At 41.3% G+C, this 21,575-nt stretch carries 14 protein-coding genes; 3 read left to right on the top strand and 11 right to left on the bottom strand.

Annotation, left to right across the window (positions count from 1 at the left end):
* Nucleotides 1-36 precede the first annotated feature (36 nt).
* Nucleotides 37-363, bottom strand: coding sequence for a hypothetical protein (locus EES38_RS03385; RefSeq protein ID WP_124935747.1), 327 nt, complete (start codon nt 361-363; stop codon nt 37-39).
* A 9-nt stretch (nt 364-372) separates the two neighbouring features.
* Nucleotides 373-747, bottom strand: coding sequence for a DUF4870 family protein (locus EES38_RS03380; protein WP_124935746.1), 375 nt, complete (start codon nt 745-747; stop codon nt 373-375).
* Between the two features lie 388 nt (nt 748-1,135).
* Between EES38_RS03380 and EES38_RS03375 the strand changes: the two genes are divergently transcribed.
* A complete protein-coding gene (locus tag EES38_RS03375; RefSeq protein WP_124935745.1) occupies nt 1,136-2,887 on the top strand; it encodes a sensor domain-containing diguanylate cyclase in 1,752 nt (583 codons plus the stop codon).
* An 8-nt stretch (nt 2,888-2,895) separates the two neighbouring features.
* On the opposite strand, the gene EES38_RS03370 is transcribed toward EES38_RS03375, so the two are convergent.
* Nucleotides 2,896-3,423, bottom strand: coding sequence for an RNA methyltransferase (locus EES38_RS03370; protein ID WP_124935744.1), 528 nt, complete (start codon nt 3,421-3,423; stop codon nt 2,896-2,898).
* Between the two features lie 233 nt (nt 3,424-3,656).
* On the opposite strand from EES38_RS03370, the gene EES38_RS03365 reads away from it, so the two are divergent.
* On the top strand, nt 3,657-5,021 hold the full coding sequence (locus tag EES38_RS03365; RefSeq protein WP_124935743.1) for an 8-oxoguanine deaminase: 1,365 nt from the start codon (nt 3,657-3,659) through the stop codon (nt 5,019-5,021).
* A 71-nt stretch (nt 5,022-5,092) separates the two neighbouring features.
* Here EES38_RS03365 and EES38_RS03360 read toward each other — a convergent pair whose 3' ends face one another.
* A complete protein-coding gene (locus tag EES38_RS03360) occupies nt 5,093-6,484 on the bottom strand; it encodes an NAD-dependent succinate-semialdehyde dehydrogenase (protein WP_124935742.1) in 1,392 nt (463 codons plus the stop codon).
* Nucleotides 6,485-6,779: 295 nt separating this feature from the next.
* Between EES38_RS03360 and EES38_RS03355 the strand changes: the two genes are divergently transcribed.
* On the top strand, nt 6,780-8,000 hold the full coding sequence (locus EES38_RS03355) for a phosphoribosyltransferase family protein (RefSeq protein WP_124935741.1): 1,221 nt from the start codon (nt 6,780-6,782) through the stop codon (nt 7,998-8,000).
* Between the two features lie 454 nt (nt 8,001-8,454).
* Here the strand turns inward: EES38_RS03355 and EES38_RS03350 are convergent, their stop codons facing one another.
* From EES38_RS03350 to vasI, 7 genes are all read right to left on the bottom strand, one after another.
* On the bottom strand, nt 8,455-9,474 hold the full coding sequence (locus EES38_RS03350) for an SEL1-like repeat protein (RefSeq protein WP_124935740.1): 1,020 nt from the start codon (nt 9,472-9,474) through the stop codon (nt 8,455-8,457).
* Complete coding sequence (locus EES38_RS03345; RefSeq protein ID WP_124935739.1) at nt 9,471-13,061, bottom strand: LysM peptidoglycan-binding domain-containing protein; 3,591 nt, start codon at nt 13,059-13,061, stop codon at nt 9,471-9,473. The genes EES38_RS03350 and EES38_RS03345 overlap by 4 nt, the downstream gene beginning before the upstream one ends.
* A complete protein-coding gene (locus EES38_RS03340; protein WP_124935738.1) occupies nt 13,058-13,591 on the bottom strand; it encodes a DUF4123 domain-containing protein in 534 nt (177 codons plus the stop codon). Before EES38_RS03340 ends, EES38_RS03345 begins: the two co-directional genes overlap by 4 nt.
* Nucleotides 13,584-15,746, bottom strand: coding sequence for a type VI secretion system Vgr family protein (locus EES38_RS03335; protein ID WP_124935737.1), 2,163 nt, complete (start codon nt 15,744-15,746; stop codon nt 13,584-13,586). Before EES38_RS03335 ends, EES38_RS03340 begins: the two co-directional genes overlap by 8 nt.
* Before the next feature lie 127 nt (nt 15,747-15,873).
* A complete protein-coding gene (tssM, locus tag EES38_RS03330) occupies nt 15,874-19,428 on the bottom strand; it encodes a type VI secretion system membrane subunit TssM (RefSeq protein ID WP_124935854.1) in 3,555 nt (1,184 codons plus the stop codon).
* Between the two features lie 22 nt (nt 19,429-19,450).
* Nucleotides 19,451-20,893 carry a type VI secretion system protein TssA gene (gene tssA / locus EES38_RS03325; protein WP_124935736.1) on the bottom strand — a complete coding sequence of 481 codons (1,443 nt, stop codon included), beginning with the start codon at nt 20,891-20,893 and terminating at the stop codon, nt 19,451-19,453.
* Between the two features lie 7 nt (nt 20,894-20,900).
* A complete protein-coding gene (gene vasI, locus EES38_RS03320; protein ID WP_166434200.1) occupies nt 20,901-21,575 on the bottom strand; it encodes a type VI secretion system-associated protein VasI in 675 nt (224 codons plus the stop codon).

Below are 21,575 nucleotides of genomic sequence, written 5' to 3'. Positions count from 1 at the left end.
TCTCTCTCGTCAGGTGTTCGACCTAAAGTTCGAGATTTAGTTTACGGCAGTAGAGGTCGGTGTTGTGTCATTACCACCAATAAGAAGACAAAGAATGGTTACAATTCCAATCACTGTTCCAGCAGGCCATCCGGCTAATAATAGAATAGCAAAGGCAAATTGACCTGGTCGGCTGTTTTTACTAATTGCCCAAAAGCCTAAAGCAGCACAGACTAATAAAATCAACGGTAAAACTGAAATCAACGATGCCAACTCAGGACCGAAGAAAGATGCAAAGGTACCAGTTAAAAACAGAGATAATATGCCAAGTCCAGCCTGAAGCGTCGCAACGATACCAATCAAAATTTTCGCTACTGTATTCATAATAACCTCTTATGCGAAGGAATCGTTGAACGGTTTACGATCCAAAACTCGAATCAGACCTTTTACCATTCGATAAATTACCCAAATCGCAGTGATTAATATGATAAAACCACCAATAAAAAAGAACCAGGTGAGTGCGCCAACAATACTTAAAATAAGGCTAACCCAAAATACTGTAATAACATTTGATAAATGCTGATCTGCAATCGGATCTCCTGTATTTCCTCTCTTAATATAAGCCCAAACCACTGCGATAATACTGGTAAAACCTAATAAGCATGCAAGTAGCATAAGTGAATAACAAATGATTGCGTGAGTTCTACCGTCATCGCTCATTACTAGTTTATTGTTTACCACTGCTTCCGACGTTGTTGTATCTGTCATTATTAATTTCCACTATTGTATGGAGAGCATGATAGGTGAACTATCGCTCTCATTGATTAAATACGATCCATATTTATATGGGGCGGGCATACTCTAGTCGGGATAGCAATGAGAATAAACTTATGCCTTATGCAATTTATGAGACGTTCTAATATGTTGGACTGATAAGCTCAATTTAGACAAATAGATATCTCGTAAACACTGTGCTAGAAAATAAATGCATTTATTTTCTAGCTGACAACTCTACTTATAATAATTAAGTTTTACTTATTGCAGAAAGTTGGTAGTGTTTCTCTATCTGTATATTCTAGTATGCAATTATAAAAATTTTATAAGAATGTCTTTCAATGTCGTCACATACGCTAGTAAAAAATAGGGAATAACAGCGATGAAGAAAAAGCGCCTTACTTTTTTTGTTTTCTTCAATGTTATCACCGTTGGTTCACTTGCCCTTTTGATAACTTCTCTACTATGGGTTAATAGTATTTTTGATAAATACGATAGGGATTCGGCCCGTATTCAGGAGTATCATACTAATCGCGTTCGTGATGAACTTAAAAACCGTGTCGATACCATCGTCAGTTTTATTAACTACAGAAAAGAAACCACTGAAACACTACTAAAAGACGAACTACGTAATCGAATTCTAGAGATTAATCATCTTATTAATCACTTATACAACGAAAATAAAGATGAACTCACTCGTCCCCAACTCACCAGTCTTATTCGCGAGACCATTCGAGGTCTAAGATACAATAATGGTCGTGGTTACTACTTTATAGATACGCTCGATGGCGACGTCATCCTCTATCCTATTGCTCCAAAGACAGAGGGCACGAATCAGCTAGACTTACAGGATGTACGGGGTAACTATGTTTTACGGGATGAAATTGCCCTAGTTCAAAAACAAGGCGCTGGATTTGTCGAAGGTTACTGGATAAAACCAGGCAAGAGTAAAAAAGAATATAAAAAGATTGCCTACGTACACGAATTCAAACCACTAGGTTGGTACTTCGGCACGGGTGAATATGTTGATGTAGTGAGAAATCAAATACAAACTGAAATCAAATCCTATGTTAACCAACTCACCTATGGCAAAAATAATGATCAATATGTATTTATTCATGATTTTGCCGGTACCGAACTTGCCAATGGTCGCTTCCCCTCATTAATTGATAAAAATAATATTAATTTGCAAGATGAAAATGGTGAGTACGTTTATAAAAATCAAATCGATTTAGTAAAAAAAGAACCCCATTACGGTTTTCTAACTCATCATTGGCCCGCAAGCGATACAGACCGAACTGTACAACGTGAAAAACTTACCTATGTCGTATCCATTCCCGAGTGGAACTGGGTGATTGGCTCGGGCGCTGATATGACCTCATTGCGACAAGCAATACAAAGGAACCAACAGGAATTAAACGAACAACTAAGCAATAGTATTAAAAATATTATTTTGGTTACTGTTGGCATCTTCGCCATCAGTCTTATAATCGCGAAAATTGTGGCAACACATATTAATCGTAGTATTCGTTTTTTCACCAGAAACTTAGAATTAAGCTCAGATAACCTCAATCCAATTAATAAAGATCGCGTCGTTTATAGAGAATTCGAAGTATTAGCTGAAGTTTCTAACAAAACGACACAAAGAATTAACTCCCTGCTCTATCACGATGGCTTAACGAATTTATATAATCGCCGTTATATCGATACAATTTTAATTCCTTATATTACCAATCGGCTAACCTCAAAAACGCCCGTTTCAGTAATTATGTTCGATATAGATTATTTCAAGCGCGTAAACGATGTCTATGGGCACCATATTGGTGACGTAGTGCTATCAAAAGTCGCGCATACTATTCAATCTGAAATTCGCGATCAGGACTTTGCTGCACGATTTGGTGGAGAAGAAATCTTAGTGGTTCTTCCAGATACAACTGAAGTTGAAGCTTTTGAGATAGCGGAAATCATTCGAATAAAAGTATCTCAACTCACGTTCGAAGAAATTCATTTTCCGATTACGATAAGTGGCGGTGTGTTTTGCCAAAATCACTCGCAATGTGAAGAGCTAATCAAACGTGCTGACGCAAAGCTCTACCAAGCCAAGCACAATGGTAGAGATCAGATTGTTGCGTAAATGTCTTTCTATGCTTCAGGGCAATTATTTTTTATCGTCAATCGATTTCGATTATCTCTACTGGCTAATACTCGTTCCTCATCATCGATGATCGAATTTGATTTTGCTAAGCGGTCATATAAAACAACGTTAACGGTAGCAGCAAGATTCATACATCCCACCGTCGGAACATACACCACATGATCAGCCCGATTAACGAGTTCCTGCGGTAAAGAGTTATCTTCTGGACCGAACAAATAAATCGCTTTTTCCGGATGAATAAAATCAGGCAGAGAAGTTGCACCAACAACAAGTTCGACACAAACAATCTTCACACCTTCGTCTAGATCTGCGGTTAGGTCGTCCATGGATACCAAGTCTATTTTGTCCAGACTATTCTTAGTATCTGTCTGAAAACGTACAGCTCGGTCATAGCGAGTACCATTATATCTTACTTGATCCGCCTGGTAGCAACCTGCGGCGCGCATTACAGCCCCAACATTAGTGGGACTTTTAGGGTTACACAGACCGATAATAACAATTGAGTTTTTAGACATAATGATTTGATTTTAGATAGTTTGCGCAGAATTATATGCCCGCCAGACGGCGAGCTCAAGTCGCCTTCTCAAGTCACTCAATATTTAGCTTCTATCCGTCAAGCAATACCTTCCTGGCTGATAGCAAAGTCACCATTTCTCCTTTATTATGCTTGTCGCACCTCTTTTTCAATAAACAATAAAGCAAAGACCCTCTCCCCTGAAATGGTTGAGATGGCTAAGGAAAATTATGAATGGAAACAATTTGGATTAAGAATCCACTTGGCGTATTTACCGCTAACCAAGATGATGCAAGAGGCGGACTGGTTGTCCAAGGCAATCAGATCATCGAATTGGTTGGACTTAACAAGCTTCCCCGCAATAAGATAGACACGACCATTGATGCTTCTCAACACGTTGTCACTCCTGGGCTAATTAATAGCCATCATCACTTTTACCAAACGCTTACCCGAGCCTATCCGGGAGCCCTCAATAAAGAGCTATTTCATTGGCTCGTTAGCCTTTACCCTGTTTGGGCTCAGCTTGATGAAGAGATGATGCGTGCAGCAACGGATCTTGCGCTGGTTGAATTACTCCTTTCGGGTTGCACAACTGCATCAGATCATCATTATCTTATTCCTCAAGGTTTAGAGCACGCTATCGATATACAGGTCGAATCTGCGCGCGAATTAGGTATCCGAGCAATATTGACCAGAGGTTCAATGAGCTTAGGAGAAGATCACGGAGGATTACCACCCCAACATACAATACAAAGTGAACAGACAATTCTTGATGATAGCTTGCGACTGATAAAAGATTATCACCAGAGTGGTGAGGGAGCGATGACACAAATAGCACTCGCGCCCTGCTCGCCATTTTCCGTCACAACCGATCTAATGAAAGCAACCGCACAACTTGCCCAAGCGCATGAGGTGATGTTACACACCCATCTATGTGAAACGATTGACGAAGAAAATTTCTGCCTCAAAAAATTTGGTTTACGTCCGGTTGATTACCTGGAAGAGGTAGGCTGGCTGCACTCCCGAACCTGGCTGGCCCATGGCATTCATTTTAATTCAGAGGAAATCATCAGGCTAGGTAAGGCTCAGATCGGCGTAGCTCATTGCCCAACCTCAAATATGATGCTCGCCTCCGGTATATGCAAGAACCTCGAATTAGAATCAGCAGGCGTAAAAGTTGGACTGGGCGTTGATGGCTCAGCGTCGAACGATGGTTCAAATCTAATTGCAGAAGTCAGAATGGCCATGTACCTCCAGCGACTAAAATATGGCTCAGCCAAGGTTTCTCATACAGATGCATTACGTTGGGCAACGAAGGGTTCAGCCCTAACCATGGGTAGGAGTGATATTGGTGAGATTGCTGTAGGAAAACAAGCAGATATTGCTATGTTCAGATTGGATGATATTCGATTTTCGGGCAGTCACGACCCCTTAGCCGCCCTGATTTTATGTGGCGCACAACAAGCAGATCGGGTAATGGTGAGCGGGCAATGGCGCGTTGCAAATGGTGAAGTGATTGGACTTGATTTAGAGGCTTTAATTCACCGTCATAGCAAAGCAGCGAAGAGGCTTGCGCAAAAAGCCCAAAGTTATGCTTAGCCGAATTTCCATGAAATGTTTACCAAAGAGGCAGCTAAGCTACCTCTTTTTATATACCTTCTAATATCTAATTAGAAACTACCGTCAATATCAGTCACTGCGACTAATTTGTGGTTTACAAATTCTTTCAAACCCAGATCGATAAGTTCTCGGCCGTAACCCGAGTGTTTTATACCACCGAACGGTAAGTCAGCTTTAACAGCTGTCGGATGGTTAACAAATACCATACCGGTAGAAATCCTATGAGCAACGCGCTCTGCATTCGCTTCATCCTGACCAAATACTGAACCACCAAGGCCGAATGGTGAGTCATTTGCGATTCTAACCGCATCATCTTCATCTTTCGCACGGAATATCATCGAAACAGGACCAAAGAACTCCCAGTAATAAGCGGGATTATCGGGTGTTAACCCAGTAAGAATCGTTGGTTGCACAAAAGCACCTTGTTTTGGAACCTCGGGACCGACTTGCATAGCAGTTGCGCCATATTCAACCGCTTTTGCGATTTTCTCTTTTACTTCATCCGCTGCCGCTTGTGAGGAAAGAGGAGCCAATGTTGTATCTGGAGACATGGGATCACCAGCAACCAATTTTGCTACGCTTTGCTGATAACGTTCAACAAATTCATCATATATTGCATCTTCAATAATCAGACGTTTAGAAGACACACAAACCTGACCAGCATTCCAGTGACGACCAAACACCGCCCACTTAACCGTTTTTTCTAGCTCCGCATCTTTCAGCACAACAAATGCGTCCGCTCCACCTAATTCAAGGGTAGATTTTTTCATTGCTTTACCAGCCTGACTGGCAACAATAGCACCGGCACCTTCAGACCCTGTCAATGCAACCCCATGAACTCGCTTATCATTGATGATCATCTCAACTTGATCACGAGTCGCATACAGATTTCTAAACGCCCCTTTCGGCAGACCTGCGTCATACATCAATTGTTCAAATGCCGCTGCACATTGAGGAACGTTTGATGCGTGTTTAAGAAGCAACGTATTACCAGCTGACAGCTGAGGCGCAAGTATTCGTGCTATCTGATAGAAAGGGAAATTCCAAGGCTCAATGGCCAGTAAAACACCCAACGGTTCATCAACAATCATTGCTTTTTTAACAGAAGGGTCTTGAGATTCCATAACTCTTGGTGCCAATAGACTTTCTGCGTTATTAACATAGTATTCAAGTATTTGTGCTGAAAGCTCAACTTCCGCTTCTGCCTCGGAGACCAGTTTACCCATTTCAAGAGTCAGCAGTTCCGCATATTGTCGCTGATTTTCACGCAATAAGTTGGCAGCATTTTGTAAAACAGTCGCGCGCTGCGCAAAACCAGTATCACGCCAATCAAGAAAGGCATCATGAGCCTGAGCGATTGCTTGTTCTACTTCTTCATTTGTTGCGTTAGGAAAGGTTTTAATTACTTCACCAGTGAATGGGTTCGTAGTTGAATAGGCCATCATTCTCTCCTCTTGAGTTGTTAGTCTTAATCATTTTTATAAAGTTGCCTTATAATCGTTTTGTTATTGGCAACGCTGACTAGTTTCGACCCAATCCTTTTTAACTCTATATTGATTAGGTCTCATACCACTATATTCCTTATAAAATTTAAGGACTAGTGTTAAGACATTGAGATAACCTATTAGTGCAATTGGTTAAACCTATTGATGTAACTAGGGCGCAACTCTATGAGGATTTTCTTTGACGAGAAGTGTAAAATACTCGCAAACGTCACTCTCCTCGTAAGGACCATCCATGACTTTGTCGACCAGTCAGTCACCCAACGTCGTCGTTGTTAGTAACTCTTCTGATAATCCGTTTGCTATTGATATCGCTTATGCCATGGGCCAGCATGAAGACATTGCTGATATCATTAGCATGAAGCAATTTATGAACTCTGAGTTTTGCCCACGCTTCATCTCGGACGAAACTGATTTCGAAAACATTGGCCGTAAGCTCAAAGGTAAAGCGGTGATAATCGTCAGTACGACGAGCCGTATTCAAAGCCGTCAAGAATTGGCCATGACTAACTTCATTATTGCTCGTGCTGCAAAAGAGAATGGCGCAGATCGCGTTGTATTGGTTGAACCCGATTTATTTTACAGCGCACAGGATCGTGGCGCGCACAAAGAATTAGGTGCAACCAGCTTTGAACGTGACGTCAAAGATATCAAGAAATTTGATGGTCAACCGTTTACCGCTAAGCTTTACGCGCAAATGTTGAAGCTGTCGGGCGTAGACACTGTCATAACAATCCATAACCACTCAGACTCTGTGCAGAAGATCTTCACCGAAGTCTTTGAAGGCCACTTCCACAACCTGATTCCTTACGAAATATACGCACATTACTTACTAAATTCCGATATCCTCAACTATGGAGATGACGGAGAAGGCCTTGTACTGTGTGCACCAGACAAAGGTGCGCGTGACTTCGTGAAACAAATGTACAAAACACTGGGTTTAAACAAAGCTAAGTTCATCATGTTGGACAAAGAGCGTACCGCTGAGCGTAAAGTTGAAATCACGCTTCATAAAGAAAGTGAACATACGTTTGAAGGTTTGGATAACGCCAGCATCGTACTGTTTGATGACATGGTTCGCACCGGCTCTACTATCATTAAATCGTGCAAATTCTTACAGCAAATCAATCCTGAGCGCATGGTGTTTGCGGTGTCGCACTTCTATGCCAGCAATGAAGGCCGTGATCGTATGGCCCATCCTGCATTAGGAGAGATTTTAACACTGAACACGTTACCAACCATTTTGAACCGTGACGAACAAGGTCGTCTGCGTAAGAAAATGGTCGTGCTAAAAGTGGAGAAATGGCTAACACAAGAGCTTTGCAACATTTTGGATTTACCGCAAACCAAAGAATCAAACCCTTACAAGATCGATATGTCGTCTAAAAACCCACGCTTTAGACGCAAAATTTGGTCAAGTGAAGAACTGCAAGACCTGAAGAAAAGCCGCCATTAAAGTCTGTTAATGGACATGAGTATTGAGAGTGCCCCGATAAAGCTGAATTAGCTTAATCGGAGCACTCACCTTCCAACCACAAAATTCGTTATACCTGACTCAACATGCCTTTCACTGAAAAGCATGACTATTACCGGATATCCTCGAACATCTTTCATTGGGACAGCAGGAATGTATAAAACTCTATGGGTTGGTTCAACCAATCATTGAGCTAATGCCAAATAGAAATTGAACCGGAAGTTTGAAGTTCATATCTCTTAATCAACCTCCGACAAGAAAGCTTTATCGAATGAACATCAATGCATCAATCTTACCGTAAGAATTTAAGTCCAATTTCAACTCAAAGTTCCATTTTAAAGTTATCTAGACGCCCCCTATTTTGAGGCGTCTCGAGAGTTTTTGGTGGGAGAGAATAAGTAATGTGATGAATAAAAAACAAATACTAAAATTGATATTAATTTGCGACATACCCACCAACGGTTGAATCATCATTAAAATCATTTATTTTAATAACGCTTAGAAACCGTTCAACTTTCTTAGAGATATTATTCATTTCCTTATTACTAAGAACATTTAGATAAACACTATCACCATTTTTTTTTGAAACCCAGTATTTAATAGTCATTTCAGCATGTTCTTTTCCAAAGTACTTAGCAATTAGAGCATAAAAATAAGCATCTTTAAATAAGAGTTTATCTTTATCACTAATATTTACTACATCATCTACCGTACTTATTTCTGGCAATTTATCGTTAGCAGAATAGTATAAAGAAAAAGCGCCACCACTATAACCTAGTTTTAACGCTCGCATCAATAATGATTCAGAAGCATTCACCTCAAAATTATTTTCTTTAGCAATAAGGTATAAGTCTACCATTGCAGGAGCGTATCCTTTATCGATTTCATACTGCAATAGCTCTAATTGCTCTTCAATATTATGCATTCCGCGGAATTGATTGTAACTAGCAGCTTTAAATCCGCCAGCATAAACAGCTTTTTTAATCAATTTAAAGCGATTTTTTTCGTCATCTGATAATAAAGAAATATTACTCCACCAAGATTTTTTCCTATAGCGCAATAGGGCATAAATCGCTTTCCCATCACCTTTTTCTGCTAGTTTTTCCCAACTACTAATGGCTTTATCCATCCAAGCTTCATCACAATCCCAACCTAAATAATCACAGTATCCATTTTGACTAGGAACCATCAAACGCATAGCCCAGGGATTCCCCTCCTCTGCAGCTTTGAGTAAAGTACCCCCCGCATCAAACTGTTTACCTGTTTTAAACTGAGCAATACCCAGCCAAAAAGTTGCTCTACTATTACCCTGTTCCGCTAAAGACTTAAATATCGTTTTCGCTTGTTGATAATTTCTTTGATTAAATTGAATAATACCATCTTCAATAGTAGCTGCTGAAATTTCTGCGCTTAAAAAAAACAAAAAAGTAAAACAAAAACTTATAATCTTTATCATTCTACTAAGTTCTCCCAGTTAAATTGTTTATACCCTTGTTGTTCGATATTTTTACGGTTATCTAAAACCACATATTGAGGAAAACTAACTTGAGCCCCATGATGAGTTTTAGAAGCACCCTTTTGATATAATCCATTACGAATCGTCAAGGAGTGAATATAATTTACAAAAAAACGATGAGAGTTTTTAATATACTGATTATACGTTTCACCACCAAAATCATCATCTAAAACCAAGTTATATTTATTCATTAAACAAGCATCAAAAAAAGCTTTTATTTTAAGTAAGTTCTCTGCGTAGAATTCCCATTTTTTCCCATTATCAAGCTGAGTAGGATCATTCAAACCCATTCGCTGAACAGCATTTTCAAAACGGGTAAGTTGTACATTGCTTGGCATTCCCTTCGCGCCTAACCACTCAAAAATTTTTAAAATAGCCTTAATCTGTTTTGCATTATGTTCGGCAATTGCATCTCGATTAGGGGTATCTGCACCGATTAATCCAAATAAATGTTCTTCACCAGGAATAACATGATAAGTAACCAATAAAGTCAGAAGCTTAGATAACGTTTCTGCAGGCATATTTTTAATCCATGCTTCATTTTTCTTAATATTCTCTTTGTCTAATAAGAAATTAGCAACAAATGGCGCATTTCGCTCTTCTCGTGCTCGCTTTTGCATCTCATCAACAACTTTAAATGGTATTAATGCAAGCTCTCCAAACGATAAACCGAACATAACAGCGACGGTTATCATGTCGTTAAACTTTTTAAACGTTTCATCTTCATCACCTTCTTCATCGATAAATGCAAAACGCTTAAAATCACTGTGAGTCATCAAGTTAATAAGCACTGTAAACAAATCATCAATATTCTCCGGGTTGATCTCAGCTGCTACTTTTCCCTCGCACCCTAATCCACTGGTCAGCCCCGCATCTAGAACCACTAAGAAACGCCCTTTTTGATACGTCAAACTGAATGTGCATTTACCGCCAATACCGGCTTGCGCTTCGACGCCACCGCCGATCTTAAATAAATCTTTGAATTCCTGTTTAATATTTAAACTTTTTGCATCCGATTCCGTTGGCTTCCATTTAAACTTACAATCGATTGATCCCCCTACTTTAAGGCCGGCAAAAGCCGCGCCGCTAAAGTTCGCTTCTGCATAATTCGTTGTTGTCGATGTAACTCCCCGAATTCCGAACTGCCCATTAGGTTTATTTCCAACTTGAAGCTTATTGGACAACGTCATACTGGCAGCAATAGCACCGTAAACCGTTCCTACAATTTCCATGATAAAAGACCCGATATTTCGTTCTTTTGTCTTAGAACCACCAGAGCGACTTATATAAGGTAACAGTATTTCTTTTGCGTCTTCGGCAGGAAACCTTGCATTTATTGTACTTTTCCCAGACGCCAAAATTAATTTCATTCCAAAGTCACTACTTGCTGATACTGATTTACTGTTGGCTGACGATGATGCTTTTGTTTCTACTGATTCAATATCAGCTGACAACGATGCGTTTGCTGAGTTCACAAATCGCATAAACTGCGCCGAAGCACTCCAGTCGTATGTACCCGGGACGCCAAGAATATTTGACTTCTCTTTTATCCAAGGAAAACATGCAACATCATCAACATCAGCTAATGGCCCCTCATCTTTCCATTCAACACTGCCACTTTCACTCCATTTTTTCCCTAATTGGTAGGTAATACTTTCATTAGTACTGATAGATGATCCAGTCGACGACACTGCATAACTCTTTACATGGTTCTTGTGTATTGTCGAATCGGAGCTCAAAATGGCACAGTTAGAACGTAGGTATAACGTTTTATGTTCCTTATATTGACTCGCTAATGAGCATTCAACGATGTGGCAGCTATTTTCACCACTTGAAGCAAAAAGATGATCGCTTAAATCTTCCGGTCTATAGTTTGTCTCATCCCAGACTAACTGAACGGGCATTGAACTAATTTCTTGGCCTTCAAATTTAGCACCATCTAATTTATAAAAAAGACTCGGGCTTGATTTATTACTTTCCGCAGTACTACGTAATGAACTCACTCTCTCTGCGCATTGCTGCGCATAAGGAAGAATACTCTTAACTAACTTTATATAGTCTTCATTCTTTACACCAACGAGATCAGCAAAGTCCTTTACTCGGGCGGCCACATCTTTGAGGATTAGGAGTTGTAATACATAAGCTGGATAAAAACCTAGAGTATTTATATTAATACTTGATAAACAAGTTTTTATTCGACGAAGATCAGGGTCCTGTTCTTCAAATATCTCTCTAACTTTATTGACATCGTCTTTCCCACCAAGTAGTTCATTTTCTGACAAGCACTGTTCCTTAACAGCGACAGACAATAAGTTTAACCCAACAATTGCTGCCATTGGGTGAGAATAGTTAATTCCATTTTGAGTCAAATCTCTCACAAGCTGCTTATAATCGAATCCCTTTCTTAGAATCCGAATAGCAGTTAGATCACGTTGAGATAAGCAATCATTAATTTTCGTATTATTCTGTTTCCACAGTGAATAGAACTCATCAACACGATCTAAATCCACGATATCCTGACTAAAGTCTTCTGATTTGATATCGTATAGGATATGCAAGCTTGCTTTCGAACGTCTCTCAAGTAATGTCTTAATCAGATCATAGGTCGCAGAACTCGTGTTGGATGAGTAATATCCACAATCAGTAAAATGATAGGTTAATTCCCCTTGAGGAAGCTTAGTCTGTTTCGCTTCCTGTTTAGCCATACTCTCATAATGCTCGATCTTACGCTCGATACCCTGGCAAACATCCTTTTGTAATAACTTTAAAGATCGGGTGTAACGCGCTGAGAAATTCTCTTTCGCTTGCTCATAATAATCAGCCCACGCTTTTTGTTGTAAGAAGTCGTCCCCATAGATATCACAGTAATATTTTTTTAGGTTCTCCAACTGTCGCTCGTACTTCTCTTTTAGTTTTTGGGCATCCTCTCTAGCTCCATCAACACCTATTTCTTTATAATCTTCTGGTAAATAAACCTGCGAATCGCGAGTACCCATTTGTTTAAGAAGACTAGCTCGCATTACCATCGCATCCAGATAGTATTTTTTGTCCTCTGAAGAAAGAAAAGCTTCATGAGCAAAGCTGTTAAAGGCATCCATTAACCCCAGCTCACCCAACGCCTTTACGCGATCGGTTTTATCTTTCTGGTTTACCGCGGATGAACATAAAGTGTTTTCATCTTCTACTGCCTGTTTCGCTTCTTCAGTTAAAAATAGAAACTGTTGCTTTGACTTTCCTTCTTCACCTAGCATTGAAGGAACGTACAGCACATCCACAAATGTGTTTATGCTACATGTTTTTGAAAATAAATTATTAGCTGATAAGTTATTATCTGGATTTTTGTCTGCAGCATCCCAGCAAGCAATATCACTTTTATCAGGCAAAGATAATGTATTACCTGCATAGATGAGATCGATATCTTTAATTTGTTGCGAATTTAGTGCCTTCAATGTAGCCGTATCAGTATTATACAAGAGAGCTAATTCGGAGAGTGTTTCACCCTTTTTTATAATATGAACTTTACTCACGACAACAACTCCTCAGCCAACTCTGTAGTAATTATTAATTGATTCACTTTCTTTTCATCAGACGGATTTTCTATATGCTCAAAACCATAGAGCTGGGTTAATAATGGGGAAATGGAAATACGGTTTGCAACGCCGCAAAGAGAAGCAATGTTCCCTTCATTGAAATTAGGTAATACCATTGAAAGTACTCTTGGAGAATAAAAGCGAAAGAATAATAGGCGATGGTCATCAGAAAAAACCGTAATATTATTTTTCAAGCTTGCCAATATATTCTGCTCATCAGCAGTTTCATCAAATTCAAATAAGATACCACTACTAGCCCACAAGGGATCGTTACTCCACTTTTTCCATACGGCATCTTCGGGCGAAATTTTTATCCATATTGGACTATTGTCCATTTGGGGCTGCCAGGCGGTTCCGAGATAAAGAGCCTGATATTCTATTCCAGCCTGTGCGCAAACTTTTGGTGCGTCTTCTGCTCGTATTCTGTCTAGCACGAGATAATACTGCTTAATTACATCACTACGCATTGTTCAAACACTCACAATCCGACTTACCACAACTTCCATCACCTTGTTTTTGGCAAACTTCTTTGGCTGCAACATCCAACTTAGCCAACGCTGGTAGCACTTCAGTTATTACCTCGTACACAGGCTCGATAATGCCATTTTTAACTTGTGTTGCTAGTGCAACCAGAGAAGCCTCCGAAGCCAAATCTTCAATCTCATCCGGATTTTCTAATGCAGCCAGCACCTTAGGTTTCGTAGGGGAACTGCCGCCATAAGAGGCTCCGCTGCCAGCGCTGCCACCAAAGTTAAGGTTGATCGAAGGACCAACTAAACTGACACCGGAACCGCCAAGGTGTACGAAACTACCCCCAACTTTTAGCGTTAATTCTGCACCGCCCTCAACCACAATTTTTGCGCCACTTTTTAGGGAAATCGCATTGCCTGCCTGAACTGCCGTTAAAGAACTCACTTTCTGCTGTAGCGAACCACCGATGTCCTGACTGAAATTTTTAGTGACCTTAATGCGTTGCTCACCATTAACTGTCAAATGATCGTTAGCTTTAACATGAGTAAAGTGTTCATTCTCAACGGTGAGATGATGATCATGTTTGATATCATTGATGTGATCGTTTTCAATAAGTACATCTAAATCCTTCTGCCCGTGAATCGAAATTTTTTCACTGCCAGACTGATCTTCAAAACTCAGTTCGTTGTAACCACTGCCTTGATGTGACTCTGTTCGTAAAACCGTTTTGGTTTTGTTGTCGGGCAACGTGTAAGGCGGAGTATTGTTTGCATGGTAAGTTCTGCCTGTCACTATTGGCTGATCCGGATCGCCATTTAAGAAAGAAACAATGACTTCGTGTCCGATACGTGGAATCGCGACAATACCATACTCCGCGCCAGCCCAATCGTGAGAAACTCGAACCCAGCACGAACTCAGTTCATCACCATTACTGTAGCGATCCCAAGGAAAGAGCAACTTCACTCGTCCGTATTCATCACAGTAAATTTCTTCCCCTTTAGGTCCCACCACCGTGGCGATACATGGACCGTCTACCTGAGGCTTAGGCTGAGGCTCAGCTTGCCAAACGGTATCAGAAGGAATAACGGTAAATTGGTTTGCATAGGTCGTTTCACCATGGCCTCCCGCCTCTTCTAGCGCTTGAGGCTGAGTCCCCTGATGATCCATCGAGACCAAAAGCCATTCACGATTCATTTCTGTGTCCAGATGTTCGCTCATGGTAAACATGACCCCAGCCTGAAGTTGACTATGGTTGCTTAAACCAGTCGCAGTCTTCGCGTGACGACGTAAATACTCAAGTCGGGTTTGGGTGAATTTTTTACCTACACTGTCATCTTTATAACGGCCCGGGCTGTCAAAGTGCTCGTAACTCGCTAGCTGATAATCGATTGAATCGGCCTGGGCTGACTGTGCGAAATTATAAGCAGGACGTTTAAAACTGTAGTCCTGTTCACTAACACTACTGACTTCAGCTTGAGTGTGGGCCGTCATTTGACTGATATACATAGTATCGGTCGCGCCACCCGATAGAACGTTGTAAGGAACCTCTCCATCCATCGTCTGGAAGCTGTCACGATTATCGATGATTAAAAGTAGATGCTTGTCTTCGGAATGAACGAAGCTATAAACAAGTCCTTCTTCTGCCGCAAGACGATGGAAAAACTCGAGATCGGTTTCTCGGTATTGAACGCAAAACTCACGTTGCGCACAGTCTTTTTTTACTGCAAAGGAGTAATCAGAAATATTCATTTCCTGAAGAAGAACTGAGAGAATTTCCGGTACGGTTTTCTGTTGGAAGGAACGACTATTGTGTCGTAATGAAAGCCGCTCTAGAGAAGGAACTAACGTAACTGAATAAAAAGTATGATGATGCCCGGTATCGCTTTTCGAAAATCGGCGAATAATGCCGTGTACACGCTGAAGTACTTCACCATTTCTAACCACTTCTAGCAATGCGGTTTTATCAACGCACTGCTCCGCGGTTATATCATCACGACGACTGGCGAGATCTATCTGATAACGAAACCCAAAACAGGGTTTCCCCTGCCAATCAAGTGAATCCGCTATAGATTCATGTCCTTGATACTCTCGAACCACTAACGTGTCATCATCCAGACCGTCTATGGAAAAATTAAAACCTAACGTTGCCATAATATTTGCCTTTAATTCGTGTTTTTAGCACGGATTGAGGCGTGTCTTATTTATATTTTTCTTCACGCCTCTGCTTTTCATTCTTAAACAAAGAGGCGAACCTGATGGTATCGCCTCTAACCGGATATCAATACAACGTACTTGAGATCCTGAAGGACTTGAACAATGGCTGCGTAAATGGATTCGCATCTGCTTCAGAGTTAATGCGATACACCATATCACCACCATCAACGGTAAATTTATAATCGACCGAGGTATTACTTGCTGAGACAACATCCCCTTGATCAAGCAAGCGGAAGAATGCCCAAGGTCCCTGAATCGTTATACTTCTTGGCTGAATATTGGTCTTCGTTGGTATCAGCGTAATCTTAGATACTGCTGAGTCCCGTAACGTATTTGGCCAAATCAGCTCAACGTTTTCACGTGAACCATGGCTGTACAATAAGAACTGCCCATCCACGTTTAATACACTGCGACGCTTATTGCCGGATAACCGCATTGGCTCCACAGCAAAATTCACATCCAGTACACCTTTTCGGTTAAAGAAGGCACTTTGAATCCGCTTAGCTCTCTTAATCTCAGCCAAAATCTGCGGCTTAATCACTTCTCCATTTTGCTCTTCATCTTCATTGCCGTACGAACGTTCATCTATAAAGACTTTTAACTGGTCGTTATAGAATTTATCGAGTACACCATTCGGCGCGAAGAAGTCAGCAAAATCTTCCAAAGACGCATCTTTACGCGAAGCAGGATTAAATGGATAACGCCCAGCTAACTTCTGACGGTAAGCCACATAGACATCATCATGCCAACGTTTTTCCAGATACTTCATGGCTTCCTGACGCACGACATACCAGCTTTCATTCGCTAACTTCGTCATCATTTCATCAAGCGGTTTCGGTAAGCCAGACGCCACACGTTTCAAGGTGTAGATTGGATCCGTATTCACCAATTTCATGCGAGCTTTGGTTGCTTCGAGTGCTGCCATACCCATATCAGGCGAAGACTGCATTGTTTTCAGATAAAGTTTCAGCTCATCAACGGAATTCAATACTTCGTTGATATAAGCAGGCTTGCTACCTACTGGCTTCAACATGCCATTAAGTTCGCTAAACGGAGAATCAATTTCCGACGCCACTCTGTATTTTGGCGTTTTCAGTACTTCTTCACGTGCATCTTCATCTTCTGGAAGGTCAGCATAGAGTTCAGTATTGCTGCCCAATGTTCGTAACAGTCTTTGTAGTGGTTCTACACTGCCAGTTAGATTATCCAGAACCGTCACCGCATCATTGATATCGTTGAAGTACTTCACATCAACTTCAGCTAAGGCTTCTTGCCATGTATCGGTATAATCTTTTACGTACAGTTCACGAATCTTGTCGCGCAAGGCTTGTTTATCCGCCTCGCTGAATTCTGCTGTTTTGCTAATACCCAATACCCAACTATCGATCAGTGCTAACTCGGACACCTCTTTGATCTGTGGAACAAAGTAACTATCAAAACCGTTTTTCGTTAGCATGGCCGGGATGTATAAACCGCCATTCCCTGTAGCAACTTTTTCCTCAAACACCATGTCAAAGACAGGTCCAACTAAGCTGCGCAAGTTGATTGCTGGCCCAAGAACGGTTTGCGAATTAAGCTTCAGATTGCGATATACCCTTTCTTCTGTTGGTACAGAGCCCAATTCGGTCTGCACCGTCGCAATTGTTGTATCGTATGGACGCATAATTTGCTCAGCGATCTCATCACCGTCCTTACGCGCTTTCGCCAGATCAGTATGGTCCATCGCATAAGCAAGGTGTCCCATCAACTGTTCCTGAGTCGTTCTTTTACCTGGAAACTCTTTCGCCCAATAGCGAGAGAAATAATCCATCACGATATCGTTGTAGCGCCCCTGCTTATCCGTCATCATGCGATAGACACGCAAAGCGGCCAGTTTATCGTCTTCAGTCTGAGCCTGATTCAGTTTAATAATCACATCAGCCATCAGAATTGGCAGGAATCGAGCTTCCAAAAGATCCAGATACGTCTTCTCAACCTTAGGTCCGATAGTATGCCCTTGATAGAGTCCCATTTCTGAAAAATACTTTGATTTATCTCGAAAATATCCAAATTCGAATGTCGCTTCACGGATCTTGTTCAATGACGTAAGAATGTCCTTCTGCGATGCTGCATAGATATTAGGTGGTAACTGATGCTTAAACTCATTCACTTTTGAAATAACGGCTTCAGCATGATTCACGTTCACACTGTAATACCGTTGCCAATAGCCAAACAGAATCAATGTTGCGACTGAGCAGACAGCGACAGACAGTCCAACAAGGCGGCGTTTTTGTTTCACGACACGTCGATTGTCGTTAGCCAGACCAGACTCGTTGTAAATAATGTTACTAAACAGTTTTGGTGCAAAATAAATGCTCGAGTTTTTTGCATTCTGAGCTCGGTTCACTGCATGAGATAAACCATAACGACGAGATGCTGCATCATCAAAAGCGTTCGTTGGAACACCTTGTTGATAAACGGAAGTAAAATATACCCCACGAACCAACGCTGGCGTTGAGAACTGGTCACTCGATAACGCTTCTTGGAAAAACTCTTTGAGAATCGATTGTAAGCCAGCAATCTGACGACTGAAGCTATAAATAGCATTGCGTTCTTCCATACCCGAAGATTTCAATGTCGCAGTCGGTACTAAATCATTCAGGCGTTCGACAAAACCTGCGTACTCTTTCTCAAATAACTCAAGCCACGCATCAACGTTTTCTTCTTCTGGATTCAACTCGAATGTAAAGCCTAATGCCGCTTCACGTTGTTCTTTTGAATAATTCTTGAAGATAGGTTCAAACCCATACAACAAATCGAGTTTTGTCAAAGTAATATAGACAGGTAAACGAATCGCTAAGGTCTCAACCAATTCGCGAATTCGTGCTCTGAGCATATTGGCATAAGCTTTTCGCTCTGACGCTCGTGCAGTAGAAAGATGCGCAATATCGATGGCTAATACGATACCGTTCAAAGGACGGCGATTACGTGTTTTATCTAGCCATTCAACAAAATGTTTCCACAAGCGACGTTCAAGTTCACCATCATTATCTTCGTCTCGATTGCCCTGAGTCAGCAGTTCACCATCGGGATCGATTAACACCCCTTTATCACCGATCCACCAATCGAATGAATACGGATTCTCACTTTTCTGACCAGATGCTTTCATCGCAGTAGAAAAACTAAACTTCTGACCCGAACGGTTAATTAAGCTGGTTTTACCCGCATTTTCAACACCAAGGACAACGAACCAAGGTAGTACATAAAGACTGTCTTTATGACCGAAGCTTTTCGTCATGTTGGTGACAACACGATTGAGTTCTTTTTCCTGGCGTTCTTCATAGACTTTGATTGGGTCTTGACGAAAACGCTCTTCTTGCTCTTGCTTTGCGTGGTACTTTTGCAGTTTTTTCCATTGCGCATAGCCCCACATAGCAATACAGATTATGGAAAAAATCATCATGACCATCAGTCGCTCAGACACTGTAATGAGTGGCTTCGCGCCATGATATGTCCACAACGGGCCAATAAACCAAATCGCGGCATTGATCAATATAAACAAGATCAATAATAGTGCCGGTCCTAGGTTAAACATGCCTGGCTTAATTTTTCTTGCTAGCCCTAAAGCTCGTCTAAACATAGTTAGCATGTGTATTCCTTACTTATTCTGACGCAGTATATTTTTCTAATTGTTGAATAATGGATGGTTCCCAATCGGAAACATTCATACTTAACGCTTGTTTGTAGAGAGTCTGATAGCTCTCTTTTGCCATTGCTTCAAAGCCTTGTGCTTTCATAAGATCGGCGGACATTAAACGCCAATACCATTGGTTACGAGGCTCGATTTCATTTTCCAGGCCATTGTTAACCATAGAAAGTGCTTCATTCATTCCTTTATCTTCAGCAAGTTTGGTGACTTGCTTGCGGATATCACCCCATCCTTGTCCTGAACCACCAGACTGACCAGCTGAAGGCGCAGTTTCCACCAACCATTCAGAGACTTCATCTGGGACGAATGGCACGCCCCCTTTAAATGAAAGATCTTTTAGCTGAGGTAATTTCTGTAAAAACCGTTCGGTTTCATCACGAATCGCCTCGCACCAATCTTTATGACCCAGAGCTAAAGCAATCTCATAACTCATTTTGTGCCCTTCAAACCAGTACGGCGCCATCGTCAAACTCTGCTCTACCTTTTTCCATAAAGACAAATCGGGACTGTGCATCATGTCCTGATAGTCTTTAATACGATCCTGCTGCATTGGACGCAGTAAGGTCTCGCCCTGAGGATTATGATCAGGTACAGAATTGATAGAACTCCAGACGGCATAACGTCTTACTCGAATCGAAAGCCCACCACCGTTATGTTGATCACTCAGAACTTCAGCGACTTTTAATAACGTGGTTTTCGTCGCTTTTTCATTCGACGTATCAATTGCAATAGAACTAACAGAGCTAGATGACTGAGCACCGCTTTCAACGCCGCTGCCTCCAGCAGTACTTTGTACATTTTGTTGCTGCTGTTCTTTCTGGCTTTCCGCCAGTTTCCTTCGTTGCTCAGCCTGACTTAAATGAGAACGAATGTTCCGAATGACTGAAGAAAGTTCATCAGATTCCAGAGCTCGTTTTTCAACCGCATTAGCAAGGACTTCGGAGGCCTGATCAAGCTCCTTTTCACGATCATCCACGAACCGATTTAAATCGACCTTTTCGTAGGCATCTTTTACTCTTTGTCCAATCTGAGCCAGAAGTCGTTTACGTGGGACCTTTCCTTTTGGTCCAGGTGCCGGAAATGCTTCCTCCCAGTAATGGTCGACAAATTCACCAATCAAAATCATCGATAGATTAAATCGAGCGGGTGATAACTGGTTATACAGACATTGGATTAAATAGGTGAGCAACTTGATGTCCTTCGACTTTGTGCTCAGTAATTCAAGCGTCTTGTTTTCAACATCTTGCCATTCGATTGTGTCGTGAGATAAAGAGCCTACTTTCATCATCTGGTCTTCGACATACTCGAAGACAGGATCATCCAGCAACTTGCTACCGACCTGGGATTCTCCAGGAATCGGCTGGGCGATTAATTCGCGATATTGCGCTAATTCCATCTCAAACCTACCAATCGCATCGTTTTCTTAATGGCTTTAAATCTTCTCTCAACGTATCGGTTTCAAATACCAAACCATTGATAGTGGAATCGCTTGAACGTAGCGTAATGGTTCTTTCACGCATAATTTTCTTCATTTGATCAATGGCAGGAATACCACGACCCGCTGTAAGCAATAGACCAGTATCATCTGTACGCCAGAATTTCGTATCACCGGAGACAAGCGAGATTCTTAACTGTGCTTGCTTGACCTCTTTGGGCATCGCCAATTCAATACGACTGATTTTATCAATACAACTCATCATTAAGACGGGAATAGGACCTTTGCTATAACGCTTTCTGCCATTAAGTGCACCAACGGTTAACCAGGCATTGTAATCTTCACCGACACCCTGCAAGTTGAGATGTGTTTTATCTCCTTTCGCAGTATCTCGATAGGAATCCATTGCTTGCTGCCACGAAAATGGCTTTACCTGACGTTCACTGAGTGACTGGCGATGTATCGGAGTTTTAAATACATCATCAAAACACGCCAGACGGGACAATCGGTCTGGTACCTCGCTGCATTTTTTCGCTTGTTGTATCTGCTGCACCGAATCATCAGCTTGAGTGATAGGTGAGAATGACAACACGATTGAAAGGCTAACTATGGCCAAAGAAAAACGCTTCAAAGTCATCGCCAT

This window comes from Vibrio viridaestus, assembly GCF_003856525.1.
Lineage (GTDB): Bacteria > Pseudomonadota > Gammaproteobacteria > Enterobacterales > Vibrionaceae > Vibrio > Vibrio viridaestus.
Note: the sequence above shows the minus strand (reverse complement) of the source record. Positions and strands in the feature narration are given on the sequence as shown.